General features: G+C 32.0%; 11 protein-coding genes and 1 tRNA gene. 9 read left to right on the forward strand and 3 right to left on the reverse strand.

The genetic code is table 11. The features are described 5' to 3' along the window. Window positions 1-6 precede the first annotated feature (6 nt). Window positions 7-771: a ParA family protein gene (locus tag E7419_00970; protein ID MBE7013760.1), complete on the reverse strand. Its 765-nt coding sequence runs from the start codon at window positions 769-771 to the stop codon at window positions 7-9. Between the two features lie 779 nt (window positions 772-1,550). Between E7419_00970 and recJ the strand changes: the two genes are divergently transcribed. From recJ to E7419_00995, 5 genes are all read left to right on the forward strand, one after another. Beyond that, window positions 1,551-3,230, forward strand: coding sequence for a single-stranded-DNA-specific exonuclease RecJ (gene recJ, locus E7419_00975; protein ID MBE7013761.1), 1,680 nt, complete (start codon window positions 1,551-1,553; stop codon window positions 3,228-3,230). 24 nt (window positions 3,231-3,254) lie between these two features. Further along, on the forward strand, window positions 3,255-5,426 hold the full coding sequence (locus E7419_00980; GenBank protein ID MBE7013762.1) for a bifunctional (p)ppGpp synthetase/guanosine-3',5'-bis(diphosphate) 3'-pyrophosphohydrolase: 2,172 nt from the start codon (window positions 3,255-3,257) through the stop codon (window positions 5,424-5,426). Next, a complete protein-coding gene (locus E7419_00985; GenBank protein ID MBE7013763.1) occupies window positions 5,423-5,875 on the forward strand; it encodes a D-tyrosyl-tRNA(Tyr) deacylase in 453 nt (150 codons plus the stop codon). The genes E7419_00980 and E7419_00985 overlap by 4 nt, the downstream gene beginning before the upstream one ends. 372 nt (window positions 5,876-6,247) lie before the next feature. Then, on the forward strand, window positions 6,248-6,523 hold the full coding sequence (locus E7419_00990) for a type II toxin-antitoxin system RelB/DinJ family antitoxin (protein MBE7013764.1): 276 nt from the start codon (window positions 6,248-6,250) through the stop codon (window positions 6,521-6,523). Then, window positions 6,520-6,795: a type II toxin-antitoxin system YafQ family toxin gene (locus E7419_00995; protein ID MBE7013765.1), complete on the forward strand. Its 276-nt coding sequence runs from the start codon at window positions 6,520-6,522 to the stop codon at window positions 6,793-6,795. The genes E7419_00990 and E7419_00995 overlap by 4 nt, the downstream gene beginning before the upstream one ends. A 176-nt stretch (window positions 6,796-6,971) precedes the next feature. Here the strand turns inward: E7419_00995 and E7419_01000 are convergent, their stop codons facing one another. Next, window positions 6,972-7,883 (reverse strand): helix-turn-helix domain-containing protein, encoded by a 912-nt coding sequence (locus E7419_01000; protein MBE7013766.1) that lies wholly within the window; start codon window positions 7,881-7,883, stop codon window positions 6,972-6,974. Window positions 7,884-8,088: 205 nt separating this feature from the next. On the opposite strand from E7419_01000, the gene E7419_01005 reads away from it, so the two are divergent. After that, window positions 8,089-9,354 (forward strand): Gfo/Idh/MocA family oxidoreductase, encoded by a 1,266-nt coding sequence (locus E7419_01005; protein MBE7013767.1) that lies wholly within the window; start codon window positions 8,089-8,091, stop codon window positions 9,352-9,354. A 188-nt stretch (window positions 9,355-9,542) separates the two neighbouring features. Here the strand turns inward: E7419_01005 and E7419_01010 are convergent. Then, window positions 9,543-9,625, reverse strand: a tRNA-Leu gene (locus tag E7419_01010). A 217-nt stretch (window positions 9,626-9,842) separates the two neighbouring features. Between E7419_01010 and E7419_01015 the strand changes: the two genes are divergently transcribed. The 3 genes from E7419_01015 to E7419_01025 are packed head-to-tail and all read left to right on the forward strand — an operon-like array spanning window position 9,843 to window position 13,005. After that, window positions 9,843-10,025 (forward strand): hypothetical protein, encoded by a 183-nt coding sequence (locus E7419_01015; protein ID MBE7013768.1) that lies wholly within the window; start codon window positions 9,843-9,845, stop codon window positions 10,023-10,025. Between the two features lie 24 nt (window positions 10,026-10,049). Further along, window positions 10,050-12,011, forward strand: a complete 1,962-nt coding sequence (locus tag E7419_01020; GenBank protein MBE7013769.1) for a trypsin-like serine protease — start codon at window positions 10,050-10,052, stop codon at window positions 12,009-12,011. Further along, window positions 11,974-13,005 carry a hypothetical protein gene (locus tag E7419_01025; GenBank protein MBE7013770.1) on the forward strand — a complete coding sequence of 344 codons (1,032 nt, stop codon included), beginning with the start codon at window positions 11,974-11,976 and terminating at the stop codon, window positions 13,003-13,005. Before E7419_01020 ends, E7419_01025 begins: the two co-directional genes overlap by 38 nt. Window positions 13,006-13,143 lie beyond the last annotated feature (138 nt).

Genomic DNA, 13,143 nt, shown 5'->3' on the forward strand with positions numbered 1-13,143 from the left:
TCCCTTTTATTTATTGTTTTTAATTACTTCCTTTGCTAAATTCGTATAACTTTCGGAACCCTTGCAGTATTTATCATAATATATTATAGGCTGACCATAACTCGGTGCTTCGCCAAGTCTTGTGTTTCTTGGGATTGCAGTTTTAAATACTTTTTTAGGAAAACAGTTTTTAACATCATCTGCAACAAGTATTGAAAGATTTGTTCTTTGGTCAAACATTGTAAGTAATATTCCTTCGATTTCTATGTAAGGATTAACCGATTCTTTAATTACTTTAATATTTGAGGTTAAATCAGCAACCCCTTCCAATGCAAAGTATTCACACTGAATAGGAATTAAAACACTGTCAGTTGCACAAAACGCATTAAGAGTTATATAATTAAGTGACGGAGGACAGTCAATTAAAATAAAATCATATTTATCCTTAACTTCCTTTAATGCCTCTTTTAAAATAAACTCTTTGTTTTCCTCTTTATCTATAAGAAGTTCAGCACCAAGTAAATCCATATTACAAGGGCATAAACTTACGTTTTTATAATCAGTTTTTATAATACATTCTTCTATACTGACTTTTTCAATAAGAACACTGTATAAAGTTAAATCACATTTATTTTTATCAATACCAAAACCACTTGTGGAATTACCCTGAGGGTCAGCATCTATTATAAGAACTTTTTTATTAAGACTTCCTAAACAAGCGCCTAAATTGACGGTAGTTGTAGTTTTTCCTACCCCGCCTTTCTGGTTGGCGATTGATATAATTTTACCCATTTTTTCACCACTTTTCTACAAAATATATATACATTTATTTTAACACATATTCTTTTAAAAATAAAGCATTATTTTTATTTTTTTATATCTTAAGCTGGTTTGTATACTAAAATGTTTCACGTGAAACATAAAACTTTTAAAGTGATGAAAAACTTAAGAAAAAAGCACCATCAAGCCGTCTTTAAAAAACGACAAAATGATACTTTTTTCCTGGGTTTTTCAAGAGAAAAATATAAAAACTTCAGAAATGTGATTTTTTATCGGAACGACACATAGGTCGTTCCCTACTAAATCGGTCTGGGGGTTTTATCTTTCTCTTTAAGTTGATGTATTTGTGAGGTCATTTATATTATTGTCAAAGTAAAAAAATATTATACTTTTTAATTAAAAAAATATTGATATAGATTATAATATGTTATATAATAAATACAGGTAAGGCTGAAAACAGTGTAAAAACTGGGCGGTTATGCCATCATCTCTTTTAAAGGAGGTGATTGCTATGGATAGTGAATACATAATATCATATATGATTATTCTATTACTTTTGGTAATTTCCATAAAAAAATAACCCCCACTCCGCTAAAAGTCAGGGTTATTTCTTAATCTGAATCTTCTGGCATAACCGTTTGAAGTCTTGCCTTTTTCTATATTCATTATAAACAGTAAAATATATTTTGTCAACTATTATTATAAAAATATACAAATAATAAATATGTTTTTCTTTACAAAAGGCTTTAAAACCTTTATAATTAAATAAAGTATATTAATTGAGGTTTATAATGATAAGAAAAAAATGGGTATCTGATAACAGCAATACTGAAAAAATAAAAGAACTTACTGAAAAATTAAATATTGATGAAAGTATAATAAGGATACTCGTACAAAGAGGGATTGACAGTCCTTTTTTAATAGAAGATTTTTTAAATCCTTCCCTCGATAATCTTTATGATCCTTTTTTACTGAATGATATGGATAAAGCAGTAGAAAGGATTAATACTGCAATAAAGAACGAGGAAAAAATATATATATACGGAGATTATGATGTTGACGGAGTTACCGCATCGTCTATTATATATATATCTTTAAAGAGTATATATAAAGATGTGCATATATATATTCCTGAGAGAGAAAATGAGGGATACGGGCTTAATAATAAAGCGATAGATAAAATTTATAAAAACAACGGAAATCTTATTATTACAGTTGATTGTGGAATATCTTCACATTCTGAGGCGGAGTACGCGAAAGAACTTGGAATAGATATGATTATTACCGATCATCATACCTGCCCAGAAACTCTTCCTTATGCAGTTGCAGTTATTAATCCCAAAAGAAAGGATTCCACCTATCCTTTTTCGGAACTTTGCGGTGCAGGTGTTTCTTTAAAATTATGTACTGCTCTTAATCTCTTGACAGAAAAAATAATTGCAATATGTGCAATAGGAACCATTTCAGATATAGTACCTCTTGTTTCGGAAAACCGAATTATAACTCATTTTGGTATTAAATATTTAAGGCATGGGATACTCGAAAACATAAATATTCTTTGTGAAATTTTAGGCAGTTCACATAAAAACATTTCTTCAACTATGGTAGGTTTTACTATTGCACCGAGAATAAATGCAGCAGGCAGAATGGCTACTGCAAAAGAGGCTGTTGAGTTTTTTATATCGGAAGATGTAAAAAGGATAAAAGAACTTTCTTTATATCTTGATAATCTTAACTTAAAAAGGCAGGAATGTGAGAAAAAAATATTAAATGAAGCAAAAGAGAAAATAGAAAAAAGCAGGGAATATGAAAATAATATTATGGTTGTAGCAGGCAAAGGATGGCATGAAGGCGTTTTAGGTATTGTTGCATCAAGGATTACCGAAGAATATTATAAACCCTGTATTATGATTTCTCTTAATGAAAATGAGGCAAAAGGTTCATCAAGAAGCGTTAAGGGGTATAATATATATGAGGGACTTTTTCAAGTTTCCGACCTTTTAATTAAATTCGGAGGGCATTCTCTTGCGGCAGGGCTTAGCATAAAGGAAGAAAATATTGATATTTTAAGGGAAAGAATAAACGAAAATGCAAAAGATATTTTTGAAAAAAACGATATATCCCCTTATATTAAAATAGATGCTGATCTTAAAGAACATAATATTAATTTTAAATATATTGAAGATTTGAAAAAATTAGAGCCTTTCGGTATGGGAAATCCGCAACCTTTATTTTTAATAAAAGATGCCATAGTAAAAGATTCCTACTCGTTTTCTATGGGTAAGCATATGCGTCTTGATATTTTAAAAGAGAATATAGCCATAGAGGCTGTAGGGTTTGGTATGGGTAGTTATGCAAATTCTTTAAACAAGGGTATGAAAATTCATATTCTGTGTTTTATTGATATAAATGAATTTATGGGAAATAAAAAAATCCAGGCGAAAATTAAAGATATAAGAATTTCTAATTAAAAGTAAAAACAGAGTGTGTAAATTATGGAAGATATTTTATTTTTAAAACTTATTGAAAAAATGGAAAAAGTAAATAAAAAGGTAAACAAGGAGTTTATTAAAAAAGCATTCTTTTTTGCCAAAGAATCTCACGAAGGTCAGTTCAGGGTTTCGGGAGAGCCTTATTATGAGCATCCTGTATCAGTTGCTATGATTTTAGTTGATTTAGGTATGGACGATGTTACGGTTGCCTCTGCCCTTTTGCATGATGTTTTGGAGGATACCGAAGTTACTCACGAAGAAATGGAGAAAAAGTTTGGCAAAGAGGTTGTGGAACTTGTTGAAGGTGTAACAAAACTTGGTAAAATTCCTTATTCTTCCAAAGAGGAACAGCAAATCGAGAATTTAAGAAAAATGTTTCTTGCTATGGCAAAGGATATAAGGGTTATTATTATAAAACTTGCAGACCGTCTTCATAATTTAAGAACTATGAAAAGTATGCCCGATGAAAAAAGGCGCGAAAAGGCACTTGAAACTATGGAGATTTATGCTCCCCTTGCCCACCGTCTTGGTATTTACAGTATAAAATGGGAAATAGAAGATATTTCTTTAATGTATCTTGATCCTGTTGCATATAAGGAAATTTCTTCCCAGATTGCACAAAAAAGAGAAGAACGTTTAGTTGCACTCGATGAAATAAAACAAAATATAAAAGAAAAAATAGAAGAACTCGGAATAAAAGCAACTATTGACGGACGTGTTAAACATTTTTACAGTATTTACAGAAAAATGTACTCTAAAAATATAACAATGGATTCTATATACGACCTGTTTGCAATTCGTGTTATAGTTGACCAGATCCCTGACTGTTACAGTGTTTTAGGTGTTGCGCATGAACTTTATAAGCCAATGCCCGGAAGGTTTAAGGACTATATTTCCATGCCTAAAAAGAATATGTATCAGTCCTTACATTCTACACTTATAAGTTCTAACGGAACGCCTTTTGAAATTCAGATAAGAACTTATGATATGCATAAAACAGCAGAATACGGGGTTGCTGCCCACTGGAAGTATAAAGAGGGAAAAGAATCGGCAAGTGATCTTGATAATAAACTGACATGGGTTAGGCAGCTTTTAGAGATAGAAAAAGATAATGATAACCCAAAAGAGTTTATAAGCAACTTAAAAATAGATTTATTTTCTGATGAAGTTTTTGTTTTCACACCTAAGGGAGATGTTGTTTCTCTGCCTTCAGGCTCTACGGCAATTGACTTTGCATTTGCTATCCACTCCCAGATTGGCTGGAAGATGGTAGGAGCAAAAGTAAACGGAAAAATCATACAACTTGAAACGCCATTAAAAAACGGTGATGTGGTTGACATAATAACATCAAGTCATACTATGGGGCCAAGCAACGACTGGCTTAAGATTGCCAAAACAAGTCAGGCAAGAAATAAGATAAATGCCTGGTTTAAAAAGGAAAACAGGGAAGAAAATGTAGGGAAAGGAAAAGACCTTTTAGAAAAAGAATTCAAGAAAGTAAATCTTGATGTCAGTGAATTTTCAAATCCCGAACTGCAGGGCTTTGTTCTTAAAAAATTCTCTTTTAACCATATTGACGATTTTTATGCAACTCTTGGTTTTGGAAGAATTTCCGTAGAAAAGGTTATGAACAGGGTAAAAGACTATTACGGGAAGAAAAATGTTGAGTTTGATATTGAAAATATTGTTTCAAAACCTCAGAAGAGTAAAAATAAAAACAATTCGGGAATTATTGTAAAAGGAATTGACAACTGTCTTATTAAATTTGCAAAATGCTGCAGTCCTGTTCCCGGCGATGAGATTATAGGTTATATAACAAGAGGGCGTGGAGTGTCTATCCACAGATGCGACTGTTCAAGTATATTTAATATTGAAAAAACTGATGGTGATAGAAGCAGACTTATAGAGGTTAGCTGGGCAGAAACAAATAAAGGAAATTATAACGCAGAACTTCTTATTACCGCAAATGACAGAACAGGATTACTTGTTGATATCACACTTGCACTTAATGAACTTAAAATTCCTTTAAGAGCATTAAATGCTAAAACAACAAAGAATATGTTATGTTTAATAAATATCACTTTAGAGATTGATTCTTATGAAAAACTTTCAAAAGCAATAACAAGAATTAAAGGTATAAAAGAAGTAATAGGAGTTTCGAGGACGAATAAATGAAATTAGTAATACAACGAGTTAAAGAATCGGAAGTTAAAATAGACGGGGTTGTAAAAGGAAAGATTGGAAAAGGATTAAATATTCTTTTGGGCGTTGCCCCTGATGATGATTTTTCCGATATTAAAAAATCGGTTGACAAATGTGTCAATTTAAGAATATTTGAAGATGATGCAGGAAAAATGAACTTATCTTTACTTGATGTTAAAGGGGATATACTTGTTATTTCCCAGTTTACTTTATATGCCGATATTAGAAAAGGAAGGCGCCCGTCTTTTACAGGTGCGGCACTTCCTGATTATGCTAAAAAAATATATGAGAAATTTATAAAATATATTAAAGAAGTAACAGGCTTAAAAGTTGAAACGGGCGAATTTGGCGCCGATATGAAAGTAAGTATCTTAAATGACGGACCTGTTACAATAATATTGGACTCGAAAGAATTGGCTTAAGGGATGTTAAAATTATATATAATCAAAAAAAGAGAGGTTGCATATTTTAGATGCAACTTTTTTTGTGAAGTTTTGAACTAATGTTCAAAGTGAAGTTGCTTACGCAGTGAAGTTTTTGATACTCAAAAGTGAAGTTAAGTTTGCCACTCCGACGGCTAGGCGAAACTTCACTTACGAAGTAAACTTCACTATCAAAGATAACTTCACTTGCCTGTCAAGGCAAACTTAGTTGATTTCATCTTTGATGAAATCATTATATAGGGAGAATAATGTGAAATATGCAGAAAATATGTTAAATATTCCGATACTTGCATTGACAATGCACATATTTTGTGGTACAATGTATATACTATAATAGGGAGGTAATAAATTATGGCAACTGTAAATATGAGTATTCGCATGGATGCCGAATTAAAAAAACAAGCAGATGCGATGCTTTCCGATATGGGACTTAATATGACAACAGCTATGAATATGTTTCTAAGGCAAGTTGTCAGACAGGGTAGAATACCTTTTGAAATCGCGACAGATATCCCAAATGCAGAAACGATAGCAGCAATTAAAGAAATGGATGATATGTTAAGTGGAAAGATACCGGCTAAACGATATTCTAACATAAAAGAACTTTTTGAGGATTTGGAATCATGAAGTATCAAATAGAAATGTCAACCCGGTTCAAAAAAGATTATAAACTGGCTCAAAAGCGAGGTTATAATATGAACTTGTTAAAAGAAGTTATTGATATTTTGGCTAATGGGGAGCAACTTCCCCAAAAATATCTTGATCATCCACTCTCAGGAGATTATAGGGGTTCAAGAGAGTGCCATATTGAACCTGACTGGCTTTTGATTTATAGAATAGAGAAGGATTTGCTTGTTTTGGGTTTAACTCGAACAGGAACTCATAGTGATTTGTTTTAACGATAAAACCGATGTAGTATAAATCTACATCGGTTTTATTAAATTTTTTGTCCCTAACTTGACAAAATCATAAAGTTTGATATGTAAGGGACAAAATTTTATCCTAATTTGATGCTTGGTTTGTTTCACCTTTTGCATCGGCATATCCCATATCGCTTTGAACTTTAGTAAGAGTATCACTTATTCTCATCTATAATATATCCACCACGTGCATCAAATTGACTTGCAAATTTATGAATTTGTAGTTTGTAGGTTGATGGCATTGTTCCGGTTTCCCTTTTAAATACTGCCGAAAAATAATTAGGGCTTGAAAAAGAAAGTTTTTCACTGATTTCATTCAGGTTGAGTCCATCTTTCATCATTGATATAGATTTTGTGATTTTCATTCTGTTGAATTGTTGCATAACACCGCATCCGCAGTATGTATGAAATAGTTTTTGAATATTGCTTCTGCCCATATGACTCATCAGAGCTATATCTTCTACAGTTAGGTTTTCATATATATGTTCATTAAGGAGTTTCACGATTTGTTTATAGCTTTCTATTCCTGATGATAACTTCGTATGTGAATCTTTTGATTTTATTGGAGATAGTTCCTTTGCCATGGTTAATAAAAAGTGGTTGAATTTAGCAAATAAAATCAGTTCATTTAGTTCCCTTTCTGTAGTGTCATTACTCTCTTTTGGAGAAATATCACCTTGACTTACTGAAAAAGTACTATATATTTGATTATACGTGTCCATCAGCATTTCGTGTTGAGCTTGCGTGAATTTAAATAACCCGTCACCAAGATTGTCTATAATATTGCCATCGTATTTAAAAGATATTATCAAAATTTTAGACATCTCATTTTGAATATACAGTTTATGGAATTCCATTGGTTTATGAAATATTACATTACCGCCGGATAAAAAGTAAACCTTACTATTTTCGGTTATAGTGGCACTTCCGCTTATCACATAAACCATTTCCCAAAAATCGTGCATTTCACCCGGAAAGTCAAATTGCTCATCTATGTCTCGAATAAACGCTGTATTAATGGAACTTACATTGAATTGTTTTTGTGGAACATAAACATTTTTGTACATCCTGTAACCTCCTTTGCAGTGTAATTAATTGTATCATATTGTTGTTTGTTTGTAAATTATAAATATACAACAAATAATAAAAGAACAATATTTGTTTTGTGGACAATTTCATAAGTTTTTTCCATTATGTTGCATTGTTTGTGAATTTGATATATGGTATTATGTAATAAACATAAAATTAGGTAACAAATAAGGAGATGATTAAATGACAATTGATGTAATTTTGATTGGGGCAGGATGTCGTGGTACTATATACACCGATATTATGGCGGATATGCCTGAAAAATATAATGTTGTAGGTGTGGCAGAGCCAATCGAAAGTCGTAGGGAATATATAAAAAGCAAACACAATATTCCTGACGAAATGTGTTGTGCTGATTGGCGTGAGCTTTTAGCGAAAGAGAAAAAGGCTGGTCTTGCAGTAATAGCAACCATGGATAAAGATCATTTTGGGCCTGTAATGGAGGCTATTTCTCAGGGGTATGACTTGCTTTTGGAAAAACCCATTACGCCAAATCCTAAAGAGTGCAAAATGATTGCTGATGTCGCTGAAAAAAAAGGCGTTAAGGTTGTAATTTGCACCGTTTTAAGATATACCACCTTGTTTGGAAAATTAAAAAGTATTATTGACAGTGGCGCAATCGGCAAAATTATGTCTGTAAATCACGAGGAATGTGTCGGAAATGTTCACCAGAGCCATAGCTTTGTAAGGGGTAACTGGGGTAATGAAGATAGAAGTTCATGTATGCTTCTTCAAAAGTCTTGCCATGATATAGACCTTTTGCAGTGGCTTATAGGCAAAAAGTGTAAAAGTGTGCAGTCGTTTGGTTCATGTTCTTATTTTGTACGTGAAAATGCACCTGAAAATAGTCCGGAATACTGTATAGAAGGTTGCCCTGTGGGCGATAGTTGTCCTTATAATGCTGTAAAATTGTATCTTGACGATAAAGAAAATTCATGGTTTAGAACAGCTTCCACAAGAGAAGCAAACCCCGATGATGAAATGGTTAAAAAAGCTATTTCAACAACGCAGTATGGAAAATGTGTTTATAAATGTGATAATAATGTTGTTGATCACCAAACAGTAAATATGCTTTTTGAAGATGATATCACAGTTACTTTTACTATGAGTGCATTCACAAAAGGCGGAAGATTTATTCATATTATGGGAACAAAAGGTGAAATAAGAGCAGCAATTGCAGATAATGATCCTATTCAAATATACAATTTTGAAACAAAAGAAACAACACTGATTCCGCAGGAAGGCACAGATGGAATTGCCGGTGGGCATGGCGGTGGCGACCAGGGAATCATAGTTGACCTTTACGATTATCTCGTTGGTACATATAAAGGCGTTTCGATTCCTGAAATCAGAGAATCTGCAACTAATCATTTAACAGTTTTTGCAGCAGAAAAATCAAGAAAAGAAAATATTGTTGTAAATGTAGATGAATTTTTAAAAACTATATAGCTTAGTAAGTACCCAATTGGTTTAAATAACGGATACATTTCCACTAAAGAAGCATTTCATCCAAACAGTATCTTATATGAAGCAGCACTTTGCAACCATATAATAACCTCATAGAAACGAAAATTTTCAGGGAAGAGTGAATAAGTAAAAAGAAAAATCGGCAAAAGTTTTAATACTTTTGCCGATTTTGGTACAGGCGACAGGAATTGAACCTGCACGGTTTCCCACTGGAACCTAAATCCAGCGCGTCTGCCAGTTCCGCCACGCCTGCATACTTATAAAAATACAAAATTAATTGTCAACTGACTCTTACTATTATACTATATATTTTAAAAAAGTCAAGAGTTTTTATAAAATTTTATTATGACTATTTATTTGACAAGTAACAATGCTTTTGATACAAATACTTTTTTTTAAAAAAACTTACAATTAATTATCTCATTTACAAATATTAAAGTATATGTTACAATAAAAAAGAGGTGTATTTTATGAAAAAAATTACCAATTGCGAATGTTGTAATAATTACATATATGACGATTACTATGATTGTTACACCTGCGATGTGAATTTAGACGAGGACGAAATGTATAAATTTATGTCAGGCTCTTTTGACTCATGTCCGTATTTTCAGAGTAATGACGAATATGAAATAGTAAGACGGCAGAATTAACCGTCACAAAGTAGGGAACGACCTATGTGTCGTTCCGGTAACAAGAAAGGAACGGATGAAAATATGAAAAATAAAAGAACAGTAAGTTTACTGCTTGTTATTGCTATTATACTGGGTAATATTTCCTTTGTTGCCCTTGCAAGCAGTGCAGGACTATTTAATTTCAAAAAGGTGAATACAAGTCGTATAAACGGTCAGTTTTATGATGTAAAAAAGGATGACTGGTTTTATCCGTATGTTACTTATGCTTATGAATATGATTTGGTAAAAGGAACAGGGGCAGGTGCTTTTAACCCTTACGGAGAGATTACAGTTGCCGAAACGATTGCATTAGCATCAAGAATTCACAGCATATATCATAATGCAAGATCTGATTTTGCATATTCATCACCGTGGTACCGTTCTTATGTAGGGTATGCACTTGATAGCAATATAATTGCAAACGAATACAGTAATTATGATGCTAAGTTAACAAGGGCAGAGTTTGCATCAATACTTAGTAAAGCACTCCCCGACTCTGAATTTAATAAGATTAATAATATATCTTTAGGCTCACTTCCCGATGTTCCAAGATACACTGAATTTGCTTATGATATATATAAACTTTATAATGCAGGAATACTTACAGGTAATGATAATTATGGTACATTTGCACCGCAAAGCACAATTCAAAGATGTGAAGTTTCAACCATACTCGCAAGAATGATAGATATAACTTTAAGAAGAAAAGTAAATCTTGAAGTAATGTCCGGCGATAATTCATTTAAGAAAAAACTTACGGCAGAAGAAATTTCAAATATGTGTTCCTCTTCGGTTTTCTATGTAGAAATATATGGATTTAACGGAAGACCTACAAGTAGTGGAAGTGGATTTTTTATCTCAGAAGACGGGCTTGCCGTAACTAATTTTCATGTTGTTGCAAACAGTAGTTATCTGGAAATTATGACTACTGACGGAAAGGTTTATAACGATATTAAAATTATCGACTATGACCGCGAAAATGACCTTGCACTTATAAAAGTTGAGGGCAGAAATTTTAATTATCTTGACTGGGACAGTAATTTTAATGTAAAACAGGGGCAGACGGTTTATGCTATCGGAAGTCCTGAAGGGTTATCCAACACTTTGTCACAAGGCATTATATCAAACCCTGTAAGAAAAGTTAATGGTATAGATTGTATACAGATTTCGGTACCTATAAATCACGGAAGCAGTGGTGGTGCCCTTATTAATGAGTACGGAGATGTCATAGGTGTAACGACTTCAGGGCTTGACACAGGAGGCGATTTGAATTTTGCAGTCCCTGTGCATTTTATAGAAAATTTAGATATGACATCCGAAGAAGATTATGTAGTATGGGACGAAGAGTATTATTCGGGATTTAACAGAGTGCTTGATTTTGAACATTTTTCGGGGATGACTCTTATTGACTATTTTGGTACTGATATATCACATATCGAAGTATACAGTTTAGAAGATTTTTATGACGCCGGCCCTTATAAAGCAGAGGATAATTTTTCAAATACATTCTATTATTATACCAAAGCATTAGAAGTCAACGGAATGTATGAAGTAACTAATAATGAAAATAAAATAAAATACAACTCATACGAAGAAAGTGTGCAGATTGATTTTGATTATGAAAAAGGCAGTATAACTGTATCGGCTATGAAGATACCCGAATATTATGATATGGCATCCCTTGTTATTGATTTTGGATGGTATAGCGGTATTCCTTTAAAGAGCGGGCCTTATTATATAGGGGAAAATGTGCCGTATATATACAAATGGAGCAATTATTATTCTTATGAAGATATTATGAAAATTATTGCTATGTACGGCACAATGCTTATAGGCGAAGGTTTTGAATTTATTCCAAACGAAAAAGAGGATGGAACGATAGAATTTCTTTTTAATAACAGTATATATATTGTACGATTAATTGTTAATGAAGAAAATGTTTCGGTTTATATTAAATATGCTTAAAAAATATACTTTAACCTGTTTTAATAATTTTTCCTGCACGGCAGATAAGTGCAGTGATAATTGCTGTATAGGCTGGGATGTGGAACTTGATAAGAAAACTTTGGATTTTTATTCTTTTTTCCCCTCCCCGCTTAAGCAAAACATAGATTTTAAAAATTCAAAAGTTAAAATGAGAAAAGACGGAAGATGTCCGTTTTTAAATAAAGATAACCTTTGCGATATTATAATAAATTACGGGTATGAAAATATATCCTATATTTGTAAGAACCATCCGAAGTTTTTTAATGAGTTTGATACTCATATTGAATTTGGATACGGTCTTTGTTGTGAAGAGGCAGTAAGGCTTTTATTTAAAAATGATGTTTCTTTAGAAGTATCAGAAAGTGATAACGGTTATTTTAAATTAAGAGATAAACTTTTTGAAATTATAAAAGATGTTAGCCTTGATTTAAGAGAGAAATGTGCAAATTATCTTGATTTAATATGCGAGGCGGAAGACTATTTATTTTTTAACGGGGATAAAAGCATTTCTTCCTTTTTAGATAATTTTACTTTTTCAAAGAATAAATTTAAAAAAAGAGATATTAAAAGTTTTTTAGAGATAATAAGAGAAACTGAACCGATAAATGATTTATGGATAAATGCTATTAATAAGGTTATAAAAAATCATAAAGAAATTTCGGAAAATACGAAAAAAATAATTGACTTAAATAAAAAAAGATACGAAAAACTTTTATATTATTATACTTTCAGATACTTACTTAAAGATAGTAAAAACCCTGAAATTATAGAAAAAGGAAAGTTTATTATAACACTCGTTCTACTCAATGTGTTTTTTGATACCCTTACCTTTTTAGAAAATAAAAATGATTTTAATAAAAATACAGTTTTAATATCAAAACAACTGGAATATTCCCCTTATAACCTTAGGTTTATGTATGATAAAACAAACTCTGAAGAGTTAGGTTATGAAGAAATTATAAATTATATTTAACTAAGAATGAAAGAAAGCAAAATCATACCATACGGTGATTTTGCTTTTTTATATTATTTGTTAAAAACTGCGTAAGCAATACCACTGGCGAAGCCAATATCACTCGCCTTTAGTCCGTACGGACAATATAACCGTCAG

This window comes from Oscillospiraceae bacterium, from assembly GCA_015068525.1.
GTDB lineage: Bacteria > Bacillota > Clostridia > UMGS1840 > HGM11507 > SIG450.